17 protein-coding genes are annotated in these 22,638 nt (G+C 66.7%); 12 read left to right on the top strand and 5 right to left on the bottom strand.

The features are described 5' to 3' along the window. The first annotated feature begins 60 nt into the window (after positions 1-60). The 3 genes from QZ951_RS04340 (at position 61) to QZ951_RS04330 (ending at position 3,844) form a co-directional block, all read left to right on the top strand. Positions 61-2,541, top strand: coding sequence for a TonB-dependent receptor (locus tag QZ951_RS04340; RefSeq protein ID WP_292998921.1), 2,481 nt, complete (start codon positions 61-63; stop codon positions 2,539-2,541). A gap of 28 nt (positions 2,542-2,569) precedes the next feature. Further along, the gene (locus QZ951_RS04335) at positions 2,570-3,160 is read left to right on the top strand and encodes a MotA/TolQ/ExbB proton channel family protein (protein ID WP_292998919.1); all 591 of its coding nucleotides are present in this window, start codon (positions 2,570-2,572) and stop codon (positions 3,158-3,160) included. Between the two features lie 204 nt (positions 3,161-3,364). Further along, positions 3,365-3,844, top strand: a complete 480-nt coding sequence (locus QZ951_RS04330; RefSeq protein WP_292998917.1) for an ExbD/TolR family protein — start codon at positions 3,365-3,367, stop codon at positions 3,842-3,844. Positions 3,845-3,911: 67 nt separating this feature from the next. Here QZ951_RS04330 and QZ951_RS04325 read toward each other — a convergent pair whose 3' ends face one another. Further along, on the bottom strand, positions 3,912-4,760 hold the full coding sequence (locus QZ951_RS04325; protein ID WP_292998915.1) for a helix-turn-helix transcriptional regulator: 849 nt from the start codon (positions 4,758-4,760) through the stop codon (positions 3,912-3,914). 120 nt (positions 4,761-4,880) lie between these two features. Here QZ951_RS04325 and QZ951_RS04320 point away from each other — a divergent pair, with 120 nt between their 5' ends. Next, complete coding sequence (locus tag QZ951_RS04320; protein WP_292998913.1) at positions 4,881-5,228, top strand: DUF2834 domain-containing protein; 348 nt, start codon at positions 4,881-4,883, stop codon at positions 5,226-5,228. 5 nt (positions 5,229-5,233) lie between these two features. Continuing rightward, complete coding sequence (locus tag QZ951_RS04315; protein WP_292998911.1) at positions 5,234-5,626, top strand: DUF6713 family protein; 393 nt, start codon at positions 5,234-5,236, stop codon at positions 5,624-5,626. On the opposite strand, the gene QZ951_RS04310 is transcribed toward QZ951_RS04315, so the two are convergent. Continuing rightward, positions 5,614-6,981, bottom strand: coding sequence for a DcaP family trimeric outer membrane transporter (locus QZ951_RS04310; RefSeq protein WP_292998909.1), 1,368 nt, complete (start codon positions 6,979-6,981; stop codon positions 5,614-5,616). The genes QZ951_RS04315 and QZ951_RS04310 overlap by 13 nt on opposite strands. 176 nt (positions 6,982-7,157) lie before the next feature. Here QZ951_RS04310 and QZ951_RS04305 point away from each other — a divergent pair, with 176 nt between their 5' ends. Then, positions 7,158-7,850, top strand: coding sequence for a response regulator transcription factor (locus QZ951_RS04305; protein WP_292998907.1), 693 nt, complete (start codon positions 7,158-7,160; stop codon positions 7,848-7,850). Here the strand turns inward: QZ951_RS04305 and QZ951_RS04300 are convergent. Then, complete coding sequence (locus QZ951_RS04300) at positions 7,823-11,374, bottom strand: NahK/ErcS family hybrid sensor histidine kinase/response regulator (RefSeq protein WP_292998905.1); 3,552 nt, start codon at positions 11,372-11,374, stop codon at positions 7,823-7,825. The genes QZ951_RS04305 and QZ951_RS04300 overlap by 28 nt on opposite strands. Positions 11,375-11,581: 207 nt before the next feature. Between QZ951_RS04300 and QZ951_RS04295 the strand changes: the two genes are divergently transcribed. From QZ951_RS04295 to QZ951_RS04280, 4 genes are all read left to right on the top strand, one after another. Beyond that, on the top strand, positions 11,582-11,938 hold the full coding sequence (locus QZ951_RS04295; protein WP_292998904.1) for a DUF485 domain-containing protein: 357 nt from the start codon (positions 11,582-11,584) through the stop codon (positions 11,936-11,938). After that, positions 11,935-13,599 carry a cation acetate symporter gene (locus QZ951_RS04290; protein WP_292998903.1) on the top strand — a complete coding sequence of 555 codons (1,665 nt, stop codon included), beginning with the start codon at positions 11,935-11,937 and terminating at the stop codon, positions 13,597-13,599. Before QZ951_RS04295 ends, QZ951_RS04290 begins: the two co-directional genes overlap by 4 nt. 179 nt (positions 13,600-13,778) lie before the next feature. Beyond that, positions 13,779-15,758: an acetate--CoA ligase gene (gene acs / locus QZ951_RS04285; protein WP_292998902.1), complete on the top strand. Its 1,980-nt coding sequence runs from the start codon at positions 13,779-13,781 to the stop codon at positions 15,756-15,758. Between the two features lie 64 nt (positions 15,759-15,822). Further along, the gene (locus QZ951_RS04280; RefSeq protein WP_292998900.1) at positions 15,823-15,999 is read left to right on the top strand and encodes a hypothetical protein; all 177 of its coding nucleotides are present in this window, start codon (positions 15,823-15,825) and stop codon (positions 15,997-15,999) included. A 194-nt stretch (positions 16,000-16,193) separates the two neighbouring features. Here the strand turns inward: QZ951_RS04280 and QZ951_RS04275 are convergent, their stop codons facing one another. After that, positions 16,194-16,730, bottom strand: a complete 537-nt coding sequence (locus tag QZ951_RS04275) for a hypothetical protein (protein WP_292998898.1) — start codon at positions 16,728-16,730, stop codon at positions 16,194-16,196. Here QZ951_RS04275 and QZ951_RS04270 point away from each other — a divergent pair. Both QZ951_RS04270 and QZ951_RS04265 read left to right on the top strand, forming a co-directional pair. Beyond that, on the top strand, positions 16,696-19,740 hold the full coding sequence (locus QZ951_RS04270) for a TIR domain-containing protein (RefSeq protein ID WP_292998896.1): 3,045 nt from the start codon (positions 16,696-16,698) through the stop codon (positions 19,738-19,740). The two genes, QZ951_RS04275 and QZ951_RS04270, sit on opposite strands and share 35 nt — an antisense overlap. Before the next feature lie 182 nt (positions 19,741-19,922). Continuing rightward, positions 19,923-21,683: a hypothetical protein gene (locus tag QZ951_RS04265; RefSeq protein ID WP_292998895.1), complete on the top strand. Its 1,761-nt coding sequence runs from the start codon at positions 19,923-19,925 to the stop codon at positions 21,681-21,683. On the opposite strand, the gene QZ951_RS04260 is transcribed toward QZ951_RS04265, so the two are convergent. Next, the gene (locus QZ951_RS04260) at positions 21,673-22,569 is read right to left on the bottom strand and encodes a UDP-2,3-diacylglucosamine diphosphatase (protein ID WP_292998894.1); all 897 of its coding nucleotides are present in this window, start codon (positions 22,567-22,569) and stop codon (positions 21,673-21,675) included. The genes QZ951_RS04265 and QZ951_RS04260 overlap by 11 nt on opposite strands. Positions 22,570-22,638: the final 69 nt, after the last annotated feature.

Raw genomic sequence — 22,638 nt, 5'->3', positions numbered from 1 at the left:
ATTCATGAGCCAGAGACTTAGGGAGATCACCATGCCACTGAAGCCCACCCGTTTGCCGTATTGCTCGCCGGCTTCGTCGCCTCGTACGGCGCGAATGCCGACGGCCCAGTCGCCATCGCAGAGTCCGCCGCCGCCAGTCTGGCTGTTGATGCCGAGCTGATCGCCACCTCGCAGGCCGCATCGTCCACGACCGACATCGGCAAGATCCAGGTCGAAGGCACGGAAGGCCCGTCGGCCTCCGGCCTGATCGCGCCGGAATCGACCCCGAAGGCGCGCAGCGCCGTCGACAAGGCCTACATCGAAAAGAAGAGCCCGACGGAAAACCCGTTCCAGAGCTTGAGCCTGCTGCCGGGCGTGGCCACGAACTCGACCGATGCCTCGGGTCTGTTCGGCGGTGCCATCCGCGTGCGCGGCTTCAACTCGGACCAGCTGGGCTTCACCGTCAACGGCGTGCCGGTCAACGACTCCGGTAACTTCGCGGTGTTCCCGCAGGAATACACGGACTCGGAAAACCTCTGCAACATCTTCCTGACCCAGGGCGCAGCCGATAACGACGCGCCGCACACCGGCGCCAGCGGCGGCAACATCGGCCTGTCGACCTGCGCCCCGAAGGACACCTTCGGCGTCAAGGTTGCGCAGACCGGCGGCTCGCTGAAGCTCAGCCGCACCTACGCCAAGATCGAAACCGGTCTCGTCGGCGGCATCTGGAAGAGCTACGTCTCGTATTCGCGCGCGCTGATCGACAAGTTCAAGGGCGATGGCCGTGCCGACCGTCACCACGTCGACTTCGTCACCACCGTCGATCTCGGTCGCGGCAGCCGCATCACCGGCAACTTCCTGTACAACCGCGCGCTGAACAACAACTTCCGCACGCTGACGCGCCCGCAGATCAATACCTTCGGTCGCGCGTATGACTTCGGCCTCGTTGCGCCGCGGCATCTGACGCCGTCGAGCGCCGCCGGTGCTGCGGGTGTCCAGAACGAAAGCCTGACGATCGCGCAGGGCGGCAGCACGCCGAACAACGGCGACGGCTACTTCGGCTTCAACCTGAACCCGTTCCGCAACTACATCCTGTCGGTCAACGCCGGCTTCCAGCTGACGCCGACGTTCCGCTTCGACCTGACCCCGTACCTGTGGCATGGCTACGGCACCGGCGGCGGCCAGCTCGCCAGCCAGACCGAAGCGGTCGGCGCCAACATCCAGGGCGGCGGCGTCGGCGACCTGAACGGTGACGGCGATACCCGCGACACCATCCTGATCTATCGCTCCAACGTCACCACGACCTACCGTCCGGGTGTCACGGCGCAGTTCACCAAGAGCTTCGAGCATCACAAGATCGTGTTCGGCTACTGGGCCGAAAAGGCGCGCCATCGCCAGACCGCTCCGGGACAGCGCATCCTGTCCGGCGATCCGAGCGATCCGCTCCGTGCCGACACGGTGGTCGACCGCTACTTCGACAGCCCGTACGCCTGGATCCGCAACCGCGACGGCTCGGTCACCAACACGCGTGACCAGTTGACGCGTTCGACCGGCAAGTCGCTGTTCATCTCCGACACCATCACGCTGTTCGACGACAAGCTGACGATCACCCCGGGCTTCCGCCACAGCGGCCAGGACCGTGATTTCAACAACTTCCCGAACATCGGCGCAGCGGGCGTTCGCAACGGTTTCGGCGCGTACCGCATTCAGGTGTCGGCGATCGAGAACCTGCCGAGCCTCGGCATCTCGTATCAGCTGAACGATTCGAACCAAGTGTTCGCCAACGGCTCGCGCAGCTTCCGCGTGCCGTCGAACTTCATCTACCAGAACCTCGCCACCGGCGGCACGTTCGTCAACGGCGTGTACACCAACTACCGGGTGGAGGATCTGAACCTGGTGCCTGAAACCACCAACAACTTCGACCTCGGCTACCGTTTCGCCGGCGAAAAGGTCACGGCTTCGGCGACGGCGTTCTACAGCCTGTTCCAGAACCGTCTGGCGGTGGCGTTCGATCAGGAAGAGCAGCGCTCCACCGACACCAACGTCGGCGGCTCGAAGGCCTATGGTGTCGAACTCGAGGGCGCCTGGAACTTCTACCGCGGCTTCACCGCGTACGCCTCGTCGTCGTACACGCGCAGCCTGATCAAGGAAAACCTGCGCACGGCCGCGAACACGTTCGAGAACACCGCTGGCAAGACCTTCCCGGACACGCCGGTCTGGCTCGGCGCGCTGAACCTGCAGTACGCGCGCAACAACTACTACGTGTTCATCGAAGGCAAGTACACGGGTCGTCGTCAGGCCACGCTGGTCAATGACCAGAGCGTGGCTGGCTACGCCCTGATGAACATCGGCGCCGGCTACACCTTCGCACCGATCGGCCCGCTGAAGAACGTCAAGCTGGTTGGCGTCGTCAACAACGCCACCAATCAGGAATATGACTACCTGAATGCCGGCAGCGGCAGCAACTTCACCACGCGTTCACAGGGAACCGGCGGCGCCCAGCCGAGCTACTTCATCGGCGCTCCGGTGTCGTTCGCCGTCACCCTGTCGACGGAATTCTGATCCGGCGCCACGCCGGGGGATAACCAGCATGAATCTGAATCTGTTTCACGACATCACCTTCTACGCGCTGTATGCCGGACTGGCTCTGACGGCATTCGTCGCGGTCGAACGGCTGATCTTCTACGTGATGACCAACAAGAAGACGGCCGAACTGGAAGATGCGCTGGCCCCTGGCGCAGCGGCGCCGGCAGCAGGTCTGCTGGCAGCGAACAACGTGCCGGCGAAGGTTTCTCGCCTGCTGCTGGATCGTCTGCCGAAGATCAAGAGCCGGCATGATCTCGAAGACGCCTCGGAAGAGGCGTACATCGAGGCCCGCCTGGAGTTGAACAAGAACCTGTGGCTGCTCGACACGATCGTCACCGCGTCGCCGCTGCTCGGGCTGCTCGGCACGATTCTCGGCATCATCGACACCTTCACGGTGCTGGCCAGCTCCGGTATTTCCGATCCCAGCGGCGTGTCCGCCGGTATCGGTACCGCGCTGATCGCCACCGCGCTCGGTATCTCGGTGGCGCTGACCGGTCTGCTGTTCTTCAACTACTTCCAGAATCGGGTGGAGTTCCTGTCCGACCGGATCAAGGTGCTGATCCTGCGCATCAGCGAGACCCGCCAGCCGGCGTAAGTCTCGGCAGCCTGGCGGTACGGTTTGTGCAAAGCCCGGCTTGACGCCGGGCTTTTTTGCGCCTGATTCAAGCCGGGCCCGCGGTTCGACGCTCGTCGAAACGACGGGGTAAACTCGGCATCACACCGGGACTTGACGCTGGGGCCGCGCGCGAGCGGCCGCCCCGCGGAGTCCGACTCCGAAATTGATTGTTCGAGGAAGCAGATGAGCAAGAAACGCGTGGGAACCATGGGTGGCGACGAAGAGCTGGGCCCCGTCGCCGAAATCAACATCACGCCGATGGTCGACGTGATGCTGGTGCTGCTGATCATCTTCATGGTGACTTCGCCGCTGATGATGTCGCAGCTGCCGGTGACGCTCCCGAAGGCCAGCTCGGCACCGAGCGACAAGCCGAAGGAACCGCTGGTGGTGTCGATCGACAGCTACGGCAACTACTTCATCGACGCCGGCGACGGCCAGGGCCCGATCCAGTACGCGAACGAAGCGCTGCAGCCGAAGCTGATCGAGCTGTCGAAGATCGATCCGGACACGCTGGCGTTCGTGCAGGGCGATGCCAAGGTCGACTACGGCCGCGTCGTCGACCTGATCGGTCTGGTCAGCCTGTCGGGCTTCACCAAGGTCAGCCTGAAGTCGAAGAAGCTCGAAGGCGGCGGTGCCGAAGCCGGCCTGACGCCGGTTCCCTGAGTCGACATCGGCGATCAGTGCCGGCAGCGACGCTGCCCGGCACTGGTCGCTGAACCCCGCCCGTGCCTCAGGCCGGGCGCGGCGCGGTGCCCGCCAGCGCATGCAGCAACTGCTCGCTGGCGGCATCGGCGGGATACAGCGTTTCCACCCGCAGGTCCTCGGTCGTCAGGTCCTGCGGCATGTCGAAATGCGTGATCATCGCGAACATCCGCAGATCGACATCACCCACGCGGAAATGCGTGGCCAGTACCGGCTGCGGCCGGCTGCCCGGCTCGATCGAGCGCCAGCGCGGATGGCTGCCGGGAAACGCCAGCACTTCCTCGCGCAGTGCCGCAGCTTCGGGAAAATCCTGACCTTCCGCGCCCAGCCGTGACAGCAGCGCCGCCGCCATGTCGTCGAAATTGACGATCAGCGGCCGCAGGCCTTGCGGATGGAAGCTGAGCTTGACCATGTTGCGCGCGCCGTCGGGGCAGATGCGCCGCCAGACCTCGTCCGGCGGCCCGAGCAGGCTGATGAAGCGCTGCGTCGCCTCGTTCGCCATCACCAGATTCCAGCGCCGATCGATCACCATCGCCGGGAACGGCTCGTGGTGCCGCAGCATGCGGCCGAGCGCATCGCGGATCGGCGCCATGTCCAGCGCATCGATCGTCCGCCGTTCGTAAACGGGCGCAAACCCTGCCGCCGTCAGCAGCGCGTTGCGCGTGGCGAGCCCCAGATCCAGTGCATCGGCCAGCCGCAGCAGCGCGGCGCGGCTCGGCCGGGCCCGACCGGATTCGAGGAAGCTCAAGTGCCGCTGCGACAGGTCGGCTGCCAGCGCCAGATCAAGCTGACTGCGCCGACGGGCCATGCGCGCGGTCTTGAGCGCCGCGCCAAAGGCGGTCGCGCCGGGAGGTGACGTTGGAAGGGTCGCGTTCATGGCCGGATTGTGCCGCGCGCTGCGGCACCCGGCGATGACGTGCGAAGTAATTGCCGCATGCACCGCAGGCCGGGATGCTGGCGTCACTGACCCACCGCTGCGCACCACCGGAGATCGCCGATGTCCACCGTCACCACCCGAAACAGCCCCCGCCCGCTCGGCGCCAACGCATCCGCTGCCAGCGATTCCCTGCCGACCTGGCTGCTGGTCGTCGTGCTGCTGCCGTTCTCGCTGTACTCGACCTACGCCGTGATCGAGGTCGGCTACCTCGGCATCATCACCAGCCATTTCCATGTCGCCGGCATGCAGGTGTTCGCCGATCTGGTGATCGCGCTGCTGCTGGCCTGCGCCTGGATGGTGCATGACGCTCGCCAGATCGGGCGCGCGGCCTGGCCATTCGTGCTGCTGACGTTCGCGCTCGGCAGCATCGGCCCGCTGCTGTACCTGGTCACCCGTCGCGCCGGTTGAAGCCGATGCGCGACGCGCTGTTCGCGCTCGGCTTCGCGCTGCTGACGACGCACGAGCTCGATGCCGTCAGCCGCCGCGAATGGCGCGTGCTGCCGGGCTTCGCGCAACTGCCGGAGACCATCGCCGAACCCGCGTTCGTGCTGGCGCACGTACCGCTGGTGGCGGTGCTGCTGATGCTGCTGACACACCGGCGTCGCCGCATCCGGGTCGGGACCCGGCGCGGCATCGCCACCTTCCTGGTCGTGCATGCCGGACTGCACCTCCTGTTCAGCAGCCACCGTCACTACGATTTCCATGGAGCGACGAGCAGCGCGCTGATCTACGCGGCGGCAGCGTGCGGGCTGGCCTGGCTCGCCAGTGCCCGCGCGCCGTCGCCGCCGGTCGATCAGAAGTTGTAGCGCGCCGAGAACTGCAGGCGGCTCAGGTCGCCCGACAGGTTGCCGACGGTGTCACGCCGTGCGTAGCGGTACTCGATGCCGAACGTGATCTTCGGGATCGGCGAGTACAGCAGGTTGGCCGTGGCACTGCGGACGTTGCGCGACACCCCGGCGCCGTAGATCGACCCGGTGGCCGCCTGTCCGGTGTTGGCGTGGAACGCCGACAGCGCCACGTTGCTGCGCCACTGCTCGTTCCACGGATGGCGGTAGGCCACGAAGCCGTTGTAGATCTCCACCGTCTGCAGCTTGCCGCGGGCATCGACGATCGCGTCACCCACCGTGTTCAGCGCCAGATAGCGACCGAAGCCGTCGCCGCCGCTGAAGGTGAACCGCAGGTCGTCCTTACCCCACAGCGGAATCTTGCCGGCGAAGCTCAAGCCGTAGCCGAGCGCGGTATCGTTGCCGTTGCCGATGGTGCCGCGGTCGCTGATCTGGCGCACCGCGCCCGACAGCGTGTAGTCGCCCCAGCTGGCGGTCTTCAAGGTGTAGCGCCAGACGAAGTCCGGCAGCGTGTTGTCGTCGGTCACCGTGAACGTGTTGCCTCCGAAGGCAGCAACCGTTGATTCGGTGTTTTCCAGCGCCACGGCCAGCGGACCCCAGGTGTAGCGAATCTGCGGCTGACGTCCGAACACCGTGCCTTCGCTCGGCCAGTTGACCAGATCGACGATGTCCGGCAGCGCGACGAGGTTCTGCAGCGTCGTCCAGTCCTGGCCGATGCGGAAGTTGTCGAAATCGATGTAGCCGAGCCGGAACGCCGGATTGTAGGCATTGGTCACCGCTTCGTTCGGCGCCCCGCCGATGCCCTGACTGAGCTGGCCGCTGATGAAGTCGAACTCGGCGTTGACCGCCACCTTGTGGCCGTACAGCAGGCCCGAGCCGCGCAGGTACAGCCGGGTTTCCTTGGCGTGCAGGTCGGTGTAGGTGCGGGCGTTCTCGGCCGCGTTCGCGACCACCGGCACCGAGTTCGGAATGTAGGCATCGCGGCCCAGGCTCTGCGCAACCGGCGCGTCGCTGAAGCGCGACACGATGGCATCGGCCTTGATGTAGCCACCCCAGGCCAGCTTGAACTCGTTGCCGGCAGCCGCCGGAGCCGGCGCGGCGGCGGCTGGTGCCGGTGCCGGCGCGGCGGCCACGGCGGCCGGTGTCGCGGGTGCGGCCGGCTGGTTCGCGAGCTGCTGTTCGAGGGCCTCGATCCGACGTTTCAGCTCCTGGATCACGGCGGCAGTGTCGTCACTGGCGGCCATGACCGGCACGCTGGTGACGCCGAATCCGGCCACCATCACGGCGGTGGCAAAACGGCTGCGGGAAAGCCTCATCTCCTCACTCCTCCACGTTGTTCGGGTGCCCGACATCGGAAGCCGGGGGCGGCATCGAAGGCCGCAGACGTAGCGTGGAGAACGGGCATCGCCCGGAACATTCACCTTAGGTCGAATCGCGACCAAGGTCGTACGGTGGTTGAATGCCGCCACTGAAATCGAACGGACATTCGCCGATGCACCGCCTGCTGATCGCCGATGACCATCCGCTGTTCCGCGCAGCCCTCACGGCCGCCGCCGCCGATGCCGTGCCCGGTGCCACGGTCGAAGCCACGGCGTCGATGATCGAACTGCTTGCCGCACTCGAACGGCAACCGGACTGCGACCTCGTGCTGCTCGACCTGCGGATGCCCGGCAGCAGCGGCTTCTCGTCGCTGATCCAGCTCCGCGGCCTGCGGCCCGATGTGCCGGTGGCGATCGTGTCCGGCGAGGAAAACCCGCTGGTGGTGCGCCGCGCGATCGACTTCGGCGCCTGCGGCTACATTCCGAAATCGGCCTCGCTCGCCGTCATCGGCGAAGCCATCCGCGCCTTGCTCGATGGCAACGAATGGCTGCCCGAGGGGCTCGTCGATGTCGTCGATCAGGGCGAGGCCGAACAGGCACTGACGCGCCAGATCGCCACGCTGACGCCGCAGCAGTTCAAGGTGCTGATGGCGCTCGCCGATGGTCGCCTGAACAAGGAGATCGGCTACGAGCTGAACGTCACCGAAGCGACGGTCAAGGCCCATGTCACGGCGATCCTGCGCAAGCTCGGCCTGTATCGCCGCACCCAGGCCGCGCTGCTGGCGCGGCGCCTGCTCGATGCCAGCGCCGACACGCTGACGCCGCCGCTCGACAATTCTCAGTCCGACGTCGCCGACGAGGACTGAGCCTCGGCATCGGCATCCGCGCTGTCCGCCGGATCAGCGTTCAGGATGCGGATGGTGCGGCCCATCAACGCCCGCAGCGCCGCCGGCTTCACCGGCTTCGGCAGGCGCGCATGGCCGGCGGCGGTTGCGGCATTGCGCGCGGCCTCGGTCGGATCGGCGGTCAGCACGATGGCCGGCACCGCGTGGCCCCAGCGCTGCCGCAGTTCAGCCATCAGCGCAATGCCGGTCGGGCCTTCGCCGAGATGGAAGTCGATCAGCGCCAGATCCGGCACCTCGCTGCCCGGCTGCGACAGCCGGCGGGCTTCGTCGGCGTTGCGCGCCGTGATCACCCGGCAACCCCAGCGGCCGAGCAGGGCCGTCAGCGCGTCGAGCGTGGCGTACTCGTTGTCGAGACAGAACACCAGCCGGCCATGCAGGCGATCGGTGGAGCGCGCCACCGGCGCCGGCCGGAGCGGCGCGATCAGGGCCGGGTCGCCGAACGGCACGCCGATCGAGAAATTGCTGCCGCGACCGACATTCGAGCGCAGGCCCAGCCGGTGCTTGAGCAGCTTCGACAGGCGGTCGGCAATCGACAGGCCGAGCCCGAGGCCGTGATCGAAATCGCGGCCGACATCGAGCCGCCGGAATTCCTCGAAGATTTCCGGCTGGCGTTCGGCCGGAATGCCCGGGCCGGTGTCGATCACCATGATTTCGAGGCTCCCCGGCCGTCGTCGGCAGCCGAGCAGCACCCGGCCGCTGCGCGTGTAGCGCACGGCGTTGGACAGGAAGTTCTGCAGGATGCGACGCAGCAGCGCCGGATCGGTCTCGACGATCGCCGAACACGGCACGAAGCGGAACTCGAGTCCCCGGGCACTGGCCAGCGCGGCGAACTCGTTGGCCAGCGGTGCCAGCACCCGGTCGACCGGAAAATGCTCGCGGCGCACCGCCTGGGCATCGGCATCGAGGCGGGAGATGTCGAGCAGCGCGCTGATCAGGTTTTCGGCCGCGTGCAGCGCACTTTCCACCTGCCCGACCACCTTCGCCGTGCCCGGCGGCACCGTGTCGCGGTCGATCGAGGTGACGAACAGTCGCGCGGCATTCAGCGGCTGCACGAGGTCATGGGTGACGGTGGCCAGAAAGCGTGACTTGGCGCGATTGGCGCGCTCGGCCGCGCCGCGCGCTTCCTCCAGCGCTGCCGTGCGTTCGCCGACGCGCTCCTCCAGCTGCTCGTTGACCACTTCCAGCGCGGCTTGCGCCTGCTTGTAGGCGGTGACGTCCGAATAGCTGGTGACGTAGCCGCCGCCGGACATCGGGCTGCCGCGCACCTCGATGACCCGGCCATCCGGCATCCGGCGCTCGTGGCTGTTCGGCGTGCCGGCGCGCAGATGGGCGATGCGCCGCTCGATCTGGGTCTCGATGTCGCCCGGCCCGAGCAGGCCGCGTTCGGCATTGAACCGGAACACGTCGGCGATCGGCCGGCCGACCTTGATCAGGCCTTCCGGGTAATCGAGCAGTTCCAGATAGCGACGGTTCCAGCCGACCAGGCACAGGTCCTTGTCGACCACCGACACGCCCTGCGACAGATGTTCGAGCGACGCGCGCAGCAGTTCGCGATTGAACTGGATCTCGTGCGCGGTTTCGTCAAGCAGCCGGATCACGTCTTCGAGCTGCATGTCGCGACCGCCGAGTGCGGAGCCGAGCACCAGACGCGCACTCGACGCACCGAGCGCGCCGGACAACAGCAGTTCGACATGCCGCGCCTGCTCGGAAGACACCCGATCCTCCGGCTTCGGCGTCGGCCGGCCGAGGCGGCGAGCGTGCAGTTCCAGCTCGCTGCGGGCGCGCTCGGCGCCGAAGAAGCGCTCCAGCAGCACGACGAGATCGCCGACCGTCGCGGCGATCCGGATCGTCGATTCGCGCACCGTGCGCGCCGCCGACGGCACATCGAGAAAGCGCCCGGCCTGCAGGCGTTCGCGCAGGCCGGGCTTGAGCGCCAGCGGCACCAGCAGGTAGGCCAGCGTGTTGACGCCGAGGCTCCACAGCGTGCCGTGGGTGATGTCGTCGAAGCCGGTCAGGCCGAACAGCGCCTGCGGCCGCAGCCAGCCGATGCCGAACGGCCCTTGCGCCAGCAGGCTGCTGTCGGTGCCGGCCATCAGCGCCGGCAGCAGCAGCGTGTAGATCCACAGGCCGAAGCCGAGCAGCAGGCCGGCCTGCGCACCGATCCGCGTGCCACCACGCCAGACGACGCCGCCGATCACCGCTGGCGCGAACTGGGAAACGGCCGCGAATGACAGCAGGCCGATCGCGGTCAGCGAGCCGGGCCCGGTGTAGACCCGGAAATACAGGTAGGCGGCAGCGATGATCGCGACGATCGCCGTGCGACGAATGTTCTTGATCAGGCCACCCAGATCGCCGCTGGCCGCCATCCGGAAGCGCTTCGAGCCGAGCACCACCGGCAGCACCAGTTCGTTGGAGATCATCGTCGACAGCGCGATGGTTTCGACGATCACCATGCTGGTCGCCGCCGAGAAGCCGCCGAGATAGGCGATCAGCGCCAGCCAGCCCTGCCCCTGCGCCAGCGGCAGGGCCAGCATGAAGGTGTCGCCGGAGGCCCCGGGCGGCAGGCGGTCGAGACCGGCAGCGGCGATCGGCAGCACGAAGATGCTGATCGCGACCAGGAACAGCGGGAACACCCAGCGGGCGCGGTTCAGGTCGCGGGTCGAGGCGTTTTCGACCACGGTGACGTGGAACTGCCGCGGCAGGCACAGCACGGCGGCGGCGGCGAGCAGGGTCTGGATGGCGAAGCCGGCCTGCCAGCGGCTGTCGCGCTCGTCGGCCTGCGTTTCCAGCCGTGCCAGCGCATGCGCCCAGGCATCGCCGAAGCCGTCGTACAGCTGGTAGCAGACGAACAGGCCGACGGCGAGAAAGGCCAGCAGCTTGACCGTCGATTCGAACGCGATCGCCAGCACCATGCCGTGATGGTTCTCGCTGGCCACCACCTGCCGGGTGCCGAACAGGATCGCGAAGCCGGCCAGCAGCACGGCGATGAACAGCGCGCCGTTGTCGAACACGCGCTCGTCGAAGCGCACCTCGCCGGCGCTGTGCGCCAGCAGCTCGAAGCCGAACGCCACCGCCTTCAGCTGCAACGCGATGTACGGCACCACGCCGAGCACCGCGACCACGGTGACGAACATCGCCAGCCGCTGGCTGCGGCCGTAGCGGGCGCCGATGAAGTCGGCGATCGAGGTGATGTTGTGGCGCTTGCTGATGTCGATCAGCCGCGCGACGAAGCCCCCGGCGAACAGGAACACCAGCAGCGGCCCGAGATAGATCGGCAGGAAATCCCAGCCGCTGGATGCCGCCCGGCCGACCGCGCCGTAGAAGGTCCACGAAGTCGCGTAGACGCCGAGCGCGAGGCCGTAGGTCCATGGCTTGGCGCTGGCGGCCGGCCGCTTCAGCGCCTGACGATCGCCAAGCGCGGCGACGCCGAACAGCACGGCGACATAGACCGCGGAGATCAGGAACAGCGACCAGACCTCGAGCATCCCGGCATCTCCTGCCGGTCGCGACGCCGGCTGCTTGCTGGGCGGGAGCATAAGTCAGCGCGCGGCGCGGCCTCCGCCGCCTGCGACCAAAGTCGAAGCGGCCGGGACACCGTGTTTAGACCAACGTCGGATGGAGCCTCACGGCGCTGCCCGATAGGCTGCGTCAACAGCATCGGGGTACCCACGATGCACGTGCGAGGAGACACCATGACAACCCAGAATCAGACCCGCGACGGCAGCGATCCGTCGAACGAGGTCGCGGTCGCACCGGAAATCCGGCGCATTCTCGAAAGCCCGGCATTCGCGGAGCTTCGCGCCAAGCGGCGGCGCTTCTCGGCGATCCTGACCGTGATGATGCTGGTGATCTATTACGGCTTCATCGTCGCGATTGCGTTCGCGCCGGGCTGGCTGGCCACCCCAATCGATGGCGTCATCACCCTCGGCATTCCGCTGGGCCTCGGCGTGATCGTTTCCGCGATCGCGCTGACCGGCGTCTACGTCAGCCGCGCCAACGGCGAGTTCGACCGCCTGACCGCCACCGCGATCCGGAGCGCCCAGTCATGAGCCTGCCGCTGATCCGCAAGACCGTCGCTGGCATCGCGCTGCTGTCCGCGCCGCTGGCCAGCATCGCCGCCGCCCTCGAAGGCCAGGCCGCAAAGCAGCCGCTGAACGTCACGGCGATCCTGATGTTCGTCGCCTTCGTGGCGCTGACGCTCGGCATCACCTACTGGGCGGCGCGCCGGACCCAGTCGCGCGCCGATTTCTACACCGCCGGCGGTGGCATCACCGGCTTCCAGAACGGGCTGGCGATCGCCGGCGACTACATGAGCGCCGCGAGCTTCCTCGGCATCTCGGCACTGGTGTTCGGGTCCGGCTTCGACGGCCTGATCTACTCGATCGGCTTCCTCGTCGGCTGGCCGGTGATCATGTTCCTGATCGCCGAGCGCCTGCGGAATCTCGGCAAGTTCACCTTTGCCGATGTCGCCAGCTACCGGCTGGATCAGCTGGCGATCCGCAAGCTGGCCGCCGCCGGCACCTTGATCACCGTCGCCTTCTACCTGATCGCCCAGATGGTGGGCGCCGGTCAGCTGATCAAGCTGCTGTTCGGGCTCGACTACAACGTCGCCGTGGTGCTGGTCGGCGTGCTGATGATCGTCTACGTGACCTTCGGCGGCATGCTGGCGACCACCTGGGTGCAGATCATCAAGGCGATGCTGCTGCTCGGCGGCGCCAGCTTCATGGCGTTCATGGTCATGCGCCATGTCGGCTTCTCGGTCGAAGCGCTGTTCGAACAGGCCACCGCCGCGCACAAGGACGGCATCGCGATCATGGCGCCGGGCAAGCTGGTCAAGGACCCGATTTCGGCGATCTCGCTCGGCTTGGCGCTGATGTTCGGCACGGCTGGATTGCCGCACATCCTGATGCGCTTCTTCACCGTCAAGAACGCCGCCGAAGCCCGCAAGAGCGTGTTCTACGCGACCGGTTTCATCGGCTACTTCTACATCCTGACCTTCATCATCGGTTTCGGCGCCATCGTGCTGGTCGGCACCAACAGCTTCTATCTGGACGACAAGGGCCTGCGCGGCGGCAGCAACATGGCGGCGATCCACCTCGCCCATGCGGTCGGCGGCGACGTGTTCTTGGGCTTCATCTCGGCCGTGGCCTTCGCGACCATCCTCGCCGTGGTCGCAGGTCTGACGTTGTCCGGTGCCACGGCAGTGTCGAACGATCTCTACGCCCACGTGTTCAAGCGCGGCAAGGCCAACGAGAAGGACGAGATCCGCGTCTCCAAATACGCCACCGTCGCGCTCGGCATCCTCGCCATCGTGCTCGGCATCGTGTTCGAGAAGCAGAACGTCGCCTTCATGGTCGGGCTGGCCTTCGCGATCGCCGCCAGCGCCAATTTCCCGATCCTGCTGCTGTCGATGGTCTGGCGCGGCCTGACCACGCGCGGCGCGCTGATCGGCGGCAGCCTCGGGCTGGTGTCGGCCGTGAGCCTGACCGTGCTTGGCCCGGCGGTCTGGGTGAAGGTGCTCGGCCATGCAACGCCGATCTTCCCGTACGACGCCCCGGCGATCTTCTCGATGACACTGGCCTTCGTCGGCTGCTGGCTGGGCTCGGTCACCGACAACAGTGCGAGAGCCAGGGTCGAGAAATCTCGATACATCGAACAGCTGGTCCGAGCCGAAACCGGATACGGCGCAACCGGCGCATCAAGCCACTGATACACCCCCTCGGCCCGCGGCGAAATCCGCGGGCCGAAGGCGTTTGCAAGCAGCCTGCAGGACCGGGCGCGATGTTTGCTTGAGCGCGACACCGCCCATGGGGGTGTGCCGAGGCTGGCACACTCCGGCCGGAGGAGACGCTCCAGACAAGGAGCCACGACAACGAGGATGAAAAAACCATGAGCAGCGACAACTTCCAGTCCGTGCTGACCGAAACCCGCCTGTTCCCGCCATCGGCGGCGTTCGTGGCCAAGACGCGGGTCAACGCCGAACAGCTGAGCCAGCTGCGCGCCGACGCAGCGGCCGATTTCCGCGGTTTCTGGGGCAGGTTCGCGCGCGAGGAACTGAGCTGGGCCACGCCGTTCCAGACCGTGCTCGACGAGTCGAACGCGCCGAACTACCGCTGGTTCCACGACGGCACGCTCAACGCGTCCTACAACTGCCTCGACCGCCACCTCGCGACCAAGGGCGACAAGATCGCCATCCGTTACGAGGGCGAAAAAGGTGACACGCGCCATTACACGTATCGCGAACTGCACAGCGAGGTCTGCAAGCTGGCCAACGGCCTGAACAGCCTCGGGCTGGTCAAGGGCGACCGCGTGACCTTGTATCTGCCGCATTCCGCCGAAGCCGTGATCGCGATGCTGGCCTGCGCCCGCTTGGGCCTGATCCATTCGGTGGTGTTCGGCGGCTTCTCGGCCACCGCGCTGCGCGACCGCATCGAGGATACCGGCGCCCGCGTGGTCATCACCGCCGACGGCAACCAGCGCGGCGGCAACTTCATCGAGCTGAAGAAGGGCGTCGACGATGCCCTCGCGCTCGGCTGCCCGAACATCGAGAAGGTGATCGTCGCCAAGCGCACCAGCAACAGCGTCGGCATGACCGCCGGCCGCGATGTCTGGCTGCACGAGCTGACGGCGAACCTGCCGGCCACCTGCGAGCCGGTGATGGTCGAGGCCGAGCATCCGCTGTTCCTGCTCTACACCTCGGGTTCCACCGGCAAGCCGAAGGGCATCCAGCACTGCACCGGCGGCTATCTGCTCGGCGCGATGAAGTCCGCGCAGTGGGTGTTCGACCTGAGGGAAGACGACCTGTTCTGGTGTACCGCCGACGTCGGCTGGATCACCGGCCACAGCTACGTGACCTACGGCCCGCTGGCCAACGGCGCCACGGTGATGATCTACGAAGGCGTGCCGACGGTTCCCGATGCCGGCCGCTTCTGGAAGATCTGCCAGGACCACGGCGTGACCATCTTCTACACCGCGCCGACCGCGATCCGCGCGCTGATGAAGTCCGGCGAGGAATTCCCGAACAAGTACGATCTAAGCAAGCTGCGCCTGCTCGGCAGCGTTGGCGAACCGATCAATCCGGAAGCCTGGATGTGGTACCACCGGGTCATCGGCAAGGGCGAGCTGCCGATCGTCGATACCTGGTGGCAGACCGAAACCGGCAGCATCATGATGAGCCCGATCCCGGGCGCGATGGCGACCAAGCCGGGTTCGTGCACGCAGCCGCTGCCGGGCCTGTTCGCCGATGTCGTCGACGAGCTGGGCGATCCGGTGCAGGGCAAGACCGCCGGCGGCTATCTGGTCATGACCAAGCCGTGGCCGTCGATGCTGCGGACGATCTGGGGCGACAACGAGCGCTATAAGAAGGCCTACTTCGGCCAGTTCCCGCCTCGCCCGGACGGCTCGCTGCTGTACGTTGCCGGCGACTCCACGCACCGCGACGAAGACGGCTACTACTGGATTCTCGGCCGTGTCGACGACGTGCTGAACGTCTCTGGCCACCGCCTCGGCACGATGGAAGTGGAATCGGCGCTGGTGTCGCATCCGCGGGTGGCGGAAGCCGCCGTCGTTGGCCGTCCGCACGAGATCAAGGGTGAAGCGATCTGCGCGTTCGTCATCTGCAAGGGCACGCGCCCGATCGGTGCCGAAGCCGATGCGCTGATCAAGGAACTGCGCGAGCACGTGGCGAAGGAGATCGGCCCGATCGCGAAGCCGGACGACATCCGTCTGGCCGACGGCCTGCCGAAGACCCGCAGCGGCAAGATCATGCGCCGGCTGCTGCGCTCGATCGCCAAGGGCGAAGAGATCACGCAGGACATCTCGACGCTTGAGAACCCGGGCATCGTCGCGCAGTTGAGCGGCAAGGCCTGATCGACCCGCCACGGCCCTCGATGGCGGCCTGCTGTCTGGCGCTGATCGTCAGACAGCGGGCCGCGTGGCCTCACGGCGCTTCGACGCGCGGTCGCGGACGGATGGCGGCAAGCTCGGTGCCGACGTGCTGCGTCAACGCGACGACGACATGGCCGCCGCCATCGATCGCGACTACAGCGCCCGGCTAGTGGCCGTCTCGACGACGCGTGTCGAGCCGGTCGGCACACCGTCTGCGCGGTAGCGGCGCGCCATCAAGCGTGCCGATGTGGTGCGGCACGACGCATCATCAGAAGCCCTCGTCCACTGGCGAGGCATCGCTGCCGTAGCGCCGCCAGGCGCTGACGCCCGGTCGCCCAGACCACTACGACCTTTCCGTTGCGGGAACAGCCAACGGACACATCGGACCTCACGCCATCGGCGACGCGGACAGGCAAATCAGCCGCCGCGGCCGATGCCATCGGCAGCGGGCACGCCGCCGACCTTGCGGATGTCGCCAACGCGGCAACGAAGCACTGCCGAGACTGCCGCGGCCTTGCCGATCCTTCGACATTGCTGACCGTTCCGATTCGAACTCTGGGCCGATGCGACGGGCACGAGGACGCAAAGCCGGCTGCCGCCGTCGAATGCCGCGTCATTCACGCAAGGACGGGACAGCAGCGTGCGTACGGTCGAACCCGGCGACGGATCGGGAGAGATCGCACGGCGGTCGCGTTCGCCTCCGTCCCGCGCGCCGCCCCACACGGCACTGCGACGTCGCGATGTCGAGGCTCGCATCAGCACCTGCGGGCCGAGCACTTTGCGCGTGTTTGAAATCGATTTACGTAACGCAGTTAAGGCTTTGATCCTGCAACGCCTGACAGCACAATGAAGGCGAATTCGCTCGGGCCGTGCAGGATGATCCGCTGCCCCTTTCGATAGTCCGCGCCCAGGAAGTTCCGTGACCGCAGCGCCGTTCAAGTACTGGGCCTTCATCAGCTACAGCCACCAGGATTCCGAGTGGGCGCTTTGGCTGCACCGGTCGCTTGAAGCTTACGTCGTGCCGCGCCATCTGGTCGGCCGCGATACCGGTGCCGGCGTGCTGCCGCGCAAGCTGTTCCCGATCTTCAGGGATCGCGATGAACTGTCGAGTTCCGCCGAACTGGGCGGCGTGATCAACGAAGCGCTGCGTCAGTCGCGCTATCAGATCGTCATCTGCTCGCCGCGCTCGGCCGCGTCGCGCTGGGTCAACGAGGAAGTGCGGTACTTCAAGTCACTGGGCCGCAGCGACCGGGTGCTGGCGCTGATCATCGACGGCGAGCCCGGAGCATCGGGTGGCCATGATCCGGCACAAGAATGCTTTCCACTGGCGCTGCGGCGCCACGTGGCGGCCGACGGCGTGATCAGCGATACGCCAGTCGAGCCGATCGCCGCCGATGCGCGTCGCTCCGGCGACGGCCGGGCCGAAGCGCGTCTGAAGCTGATCGCCGGCCTGCTGGATGTGCCGTATGACGAACTGCGTCAGCGCGAGCGGCGTCGGCAGTTCTGGCGGCGACTGCGGATCGCGGCAGGAAGTCTGGCGTTGATCGCCGGTATCGCGGGGCTTTGGCAGATCGAGCAGGCACAACGGGCCGAGAAAGCGAGACAGGCGCAACTGGACCGCTGGTTCGAATCCGGTCGACAGGCCTTGCTGGCAAACAAGCCTGCCAGTGCTGCCACGTTCTTGAATGCGGCCTATAGCCAAGGCTACGACACGCGCGCGCTTCGGCTGCTGTTGGGCATGGCGATGGCACAAGTCGATCCGCTCTCGCCGATCCGCATTCATCAGGACAATGAGGCGGCCGGCGGTGTCGGCTGGCTTCGCGACAGCCAACGCGTCTTGAGCGTCTGGGGCAACGTCAAAGTTTGGGATGCGGCGTCCGGCCAGCTACAGGCGACGCTGGGAAGTGGGAACCTGTTTGAGTATTTAGGCACCACGGCCTCCCGTGACGGTCGGTTTCTGCTCGTTGGCGGCAAGCGTCCTTTCAACGAAGAAGCAGACAAGAGCGAACTGTACGAACTGACGTCTGGCCGTCTCCTGTTGCAGCTGGACGCGCGTGCCAGCGCGACCAAGTTTGGCTCCGCGTTTCGCAGCTTTTCACCGAATGGCCACCGCGTGACATTGATCGACAGCAACGGCCGTGCGTCGATCTATCAGACCGAAACCGGCGAGCGACTGTGGACCGCACCCGTCAACGGGGTCGGCACCGCATCGTTCAGCGCCGATGGCGAGCGTCTGGTGATCACCGATGCCGAATCCCGCATCAGCATCTGGCGTGTCGCCGATGGCCGGCCTTTGCTCAAGGTTGACAGTCGCCTGGGAACGAGTCTCGCCGCGCTCAGCCTCGACGATGACAGGATCCTCGCTAGCGATGAGAAGGGCAAGATCAAGCTCTACGAGGGTCAGCGTGGCACATTGCTCGATGCCTACGGTGGCCATGACGGAAAAATCAGCCGCTATGTGTTGTCGGCCGACGGACGTCGACTGATGACGCAAGCAGCCGACGGAACCACGGTTTGGGATCTCGCGAGCGGCGACCAGTTGCTGCACACAACCTGTGACTGTCCCGCCAACGGCAAAAGCGACATGAATCCTGCCGGCCGGTGGCTGATCGCCCGGCTCGACCGGGTGCGCCTGGGACTTTGGGATATCGACGAGCGGCGGATGATCGCGACCCTGGAGGGGCACAACGGCGAAGTCAACGAGATTCACTTCAGCCCTGATGGCGAGCGCGTGGTCACGGCAGGCATCGGCGGCGCCGTTGTGCTGTGGGACGCCACGCGCTTCCACACGACGCCAGCGCTGCGTCTTCCGCACGATGCGCCGATCACGCCCGGTAGTGAGTTCGAGACCTTTGCCGGCGGCTACAGTCCGGACGGAAACGTCCTGGTCACCGCGGGCAGCGACGGCACCGCCCGGCTGTGGAACGCTGCCGATGGAACCTTGCTGCACGTGCTGCGCGGCCACACCAAGACCGTCAATTACGCACGGTTCAGCCCAGATGGCCGGACCGTGGCCACCGGCAGCGATGATCTCAGTGCTCGCCTCTGGGAGGTCGAAACCGGCGCGCTGCGCGCCGTGCTTGATGGTCACAACCGTTTCGTCCGCCGTCTTGCGTTCAGCCCGGACGGCAGCCGCCTGCTGACCGTGGCCGGGACCGAACCCCGGCTATGGCACGTGGCCGACGGCGGCCTCATCGCGCGGCTGGAAGGCCCGACTGCACCCGCCGTCGACGGCCATTTCAGCGCTGATGGCCGGAAGCTCGTGACCACCGGTCTCGATGGCGTGCCCCGCGTATTCGATGGCCTCACCGGAAAGGCGCTGCTGGCGCTCGAAGGCCACGCCGGCGTGGTCCCGACGGCGTTTTTCGTCGACGGCGACCGCCGCATCGTCACTGCCGGTGTCGACGCCACGGCGAGAGTCTGGGACGCCCAGACGGGCCTCTTGCTGACCCGCGTTGACGAACCGCTGGCCGGACCCGGCGGCTTCCGCCACGGCACACTGAGCCCTGACGGCAAACAGGTATTGCTGTCGGGCTCCACCGGCGAACTGTTGCTGTGGCGATGGTCCACTGGCCAGTTCGATCGAATGATCGGACACACCTCAGCCAGCTACGGCGCGGCCTTCAGTCACGACGGCGCGTTCGTGGTCAGCGCCAGCAACGACCGATCGACCCGGGTCTGGGATCTGGTTAGCGGCCAGACACTGGCCGTTCTGCGTACCCGCGACAGCGGCCCACGCTGGTCTGCCGCGTTTGATCCTGGTGTGCGCCATGTCGTCGTCACAGGCGGTGCCGAGCCGTCGAATGCGGAAGTGTGGGATCTGCACTACGAGACGCGCTCACCCGATGTAATTGCGCAGGTCCTGCGCTGCAAGTCACCCTGGCGGATCGACGGTGATCGCCTGATCGCGCATCAGCCGCAAGCCGAGGCCTGTGCCGCACTGGCGAGCACGCCAGCGCCGTAAGCCTTCGTGGGATGCGAGTCGTCTGCGCGCTCGCGCTCGGCGATGAATCCGACACGATCACAAGTCGTCCGCAGTCCCTGTGAACTACGTCACAGTATTGCGGCTGATCGGCAAACGGTCGGAATCGGGCGCTTCGCGGCCCCCCTACACTTTCACGCCACGATGCTGGACGAGCGACTGCCTTGAAGACCCACCGCAGCACTGTGTTCGTGCTGACCACGGCGGCTGGCATGACGATCATGGGCCTGCTGGGCACGCTGATCGTGCTGCAGACCGGCGACCTGCGCTATTCGCTGGACGACCCTTACATCCACCTCCGTGTCAGCGAGCTGATCGCCCGCGGCGGTTACGGCGTCAATATCGGCGAACCGGCGGCGCCGAGCTCCTCGATCCTGTTTCCGTTCCTGCTGGCACCGTTTGCCGGCACCGCGGTGCATGCCTACGTTCCGCTGCTGCTGTGCCTGGCGGCGACCCTCGTGTCGCTGTGGTACCTCGCCGGCTTGGCGGCGATGTCGTCCGGGACCGTGCCTCCGGCTCCCTCGGCGCTGCGTTCGCAATTAATGAATCCCGCGTTTCAAGCCGCTTTCATCGTGATGCTGGGCGGCGCGCTGAACCTGTTCGGCATCGTCTTCACCGGGCTCGAGCATTCGCTGCACATTGCGTTGTCGATCGGCATCATCGCCGGCTGCGTGCAGTTGCTGGAGCGTGATCTGCTGCCGCGCCTGCTGGTACTGCTGATCATCCTGTGCCCGCTGATCCGGTTCGAAGGGCTGGCCTTGTCCGGCGTCGCGATCCTGCTGCTGATCGCGGTCCGGCGCTGGCGCGCGGCGCTGCTGGCCGGTGGCGGCATCGGCCTGGGCCTTGCGGGCTGGGCGCTGTTCGCGCGGATACAGGGGCTGCCGCTGCTGCCGTCGTCGGTGGCCACCAAGTCGCAGCTGGTGGCCGATGGTCTGGAAGGCGGTGGCCTCTCGCGCTTCATCGCCAACACGCTGACCAACCTCGACATGACCACGATGTCGAAGGCCGGCCAGAGCCTGCTGCTGATGCTGCTCGCCACCCTGACACTGCTCGCCGTGCAGGCCTGGCGGCTGCGCGATCAGCGCAGGCCGGTCATCACCTGCCTGTGGCTCGCCTTGCTGGCGCTCGGCACCGTCGGCGCGCACGCGGTCGCGGGGCGATACGGCTGGTTCGGCCGCTACGAGAATTACGCGCGGCTGGTCTGCATCGCCATCGTGATCTGGGCGCTGTTCGGGGCTTCCGACCCGGTGACCACCCGCCCGGCGCCGGTCCGTGCCAATGGCCACACGCCCCTGCCGTGGCGCTGGCTGGCAACGGCCGCCGTTGCCAGCGTCACCGTGCTGGCGGGTCGCCGATCGCTGGAAATGCAGGCCACGCTGCTGACGCCGGCCGCCGCCGCCGAGGTCTATTCACAGCAGTACCAGATGGCCCGTTTCGCGCACGACTATGCCCGGGTGCCGGTCGCCGTGAACGATCTGGGCCTCGTCTCGTACCACAGCGACCACTACGTGCTCGACCTCTGGGGTCTCGGCTCGGAACCGGCCCGAATCGCCCGCAGCCACGCCACGGCCAATGCTGCGGACTGGATCGCGCCGCTGATCGACGCCCACGACGTGCAGCTGGCGATGATCTACGCCAAGTGGTTCCCGATGGTTCCGGACGACTGGTGCCATCTCGGCAACCTGACGCTCGACCACCCGTCGGTGATCCCGATCGAGGCACCGGTGGCGTTTTTCGCCACATCCGCGGAAGCGGCGCCGAAGCTGCAGGCGGCACTCGAAGCGTTCGTCGGCACCTTGCCGCGCAAGGCGATGTTCACCTTCGCCACGGCCGATCACCGCGGCTGCCCGATGCCGGAAGCCTCGAACCCGATCCGGCCGGAGACGGTGCTGGCGCCCGTCGCTGCGTCCGCGATCAGGCGTTGACGGCGAGCTTCTGCGGCGCGCGGTTCAGCTGCGCGATGTTCGGGCGCTCGTTCAGGTGGTCGATCTCGACCCAGCGGATCACCGAGATCTTGCCGTTGAAGTCCTCGGCGAGCGCCGTGCACGACTCCACCCAGTCGCCGCAGTTGTGGTACTCCACGCCGTGGATCGTGCGGATCTCGGCATGGTGGATGTGGCCGCAGACCACGCCATCGAGCCCGCGGCGCTTGCACTCGCGCGCCACCGCTTCCTCGAAGCTGGACACGATCGAGACCGCGTTCTTGACCTTCTGCTTCGCGAACGCGCTCAAGCTCCAGTAGCGCAGCCCGGCCATCGCGCGCAGGCGGTTGAACCAGTAGTTCGAGTGCATCATCGTTTCGTAGGCCAGATCGCCGGCCAGCGCGATCCAGCGGTGATAACGGGTGATCACGTCGAAGTAGTCGCCGTGCAGGATCAGCAGGCGGCGGCCGTCGGCGGTCTCGTGGATCGCTTCGTTGACCAGCTGGATGTTGCCGATCTCGAGCCGGTAGTCGACGAACTTGCGCAGGAACTCGTCGTGGTTGCCGGTCACGTACAGCACCTTGGTGTCGCGCTTGGCCTTGGTCAGGATCTTGCGCACCACGTTGGTGTGCTCCTGCGGCCAGTACCAGCCGGATTTCAGCTTCCAGCCGTCGATGATGTCGCCGACGAGGTACAGCGTCTCGCAGTCGTTGCGCTTCAGGAAGTCGGTCAGGAACTCGGCCTTGCAGCCGGCGGTGCCGAGATGGATGTCGGACAGCCAGATCGTGCGATAGCGGTGCACGACCTTTTCCGTGCGCTCGGCCTTGTCGGCCTTGCCGCCGGCAGGACGACCGATGGAAGACTTCTGCGGATTCGCGACCTTCGCCATGGCACTGCTCCGATGCCGATCAGATCAGCGAAGTATCGGGAGCGAGTGTTACAGCCCGGCGACTGCGCC

It is taken from the genome of Nevskia sp., from assembly GCF_021732705.1.
Taxonomy (GTDB): domain Bacteria; phylum Pseudomonadota; class Gammaproteobacteria; order Nevskiales; family Nevskiaceae; genus Nevskia.
The sequence above is the reverse complement of the archived record's forward strand: the minus strand, read 5'-3'. Positions and strand labels throughout refer to the sequence as shown.

Coding starts and splice junctions, on each gene's coding strand:
- QZ951_RS04325 (WP_292998915.1), bottom strand. CDS start 4,760: ATGAACGCGACCCTTCCAACGTCACCTCCCGGCGCGACCGCCTTTGGC.
- QZ951_RS04315 (WP_292998911.1), top strand. CDS start 5,234: ATGCGCGACGCGCTGTTCGCGCTCGGCTTCGCGCTGCTGACGACGCAC.
- QZ951_RS04335 (WP_292998919.1), top strand. CDS start 2,570: ATGAATCTGAATCTGTTTCACGACATCACCTTCTACGCGCTGTATGCC.
- QZ951_RS04330 (WP_292998917.1), top strand. CDS start 3,365: ATGAGCAAGAAACGCGTGGGAACCATGGGTGGCGACGAAGAGCTGGGC.
- QZ951_RS04305 (WP_292998907.1), top strand. CDS start 7,158: ATGCACCGCCTGCTGATCGCCGATGACCATCCGCTGTTCCGCGCAGCC.
- QZ951_RS04290 (WP_292998903.1), top strand. CDS start 11,935: ATGAGCCTGCCGCTGATCCGCAAGACCGTCGCTGGCATCGCGCTGCTG.
- QZ951_RS04320 (WP_292998913.1), top strand. CDS start 4,881: ATGTCCACCGTCACCACCCGAAACAGCCCCCGCCCGCTCGGCGCCAAC.
- QZ951_RS04275 (WP_292998898.1), bottom strand. CDS start 16,730: ATGAAGGCCCAGTACTTGAACGGCGCTGCGGTCACGGAACTTCCTGGG.
- QZ951_RS04295 (WP_292998904.1), top strand. CDS start 11,582: ATGACAACCCAGAATCAGACCCGCGACGGCAGCGATCCGTCGAACGAG.
- QZ951_RS04300 (WP_292998905.1), bottom strand. CDS start 11,374: ATGCTCGAGGTCTGGTCGCTGTTCCTGATCTCCGCGGTCTATGTCGCC.
- acs (WP_292998902.1), top strand. CDS start 13,779: ATGAGCAGCGACAACTTCCAGTCCGTGCTGACCGAAACCCGCCTGTTC.
- QZ951_RS04260 (WP_292998894.1), bottom strand. CDS start 22,569: ATGGCGAAGGTCGCGAATCCGCAGAAGTCTTCCATCGGTCGTCCTGCC.
- QZ951_RS04310 (WP_292998909.1), bottom strand. CDS start 6,981: ATGAGGCTTTCCCGCAGCCGTTTTGCCACCGCCGTGATGGTGGCCGGA.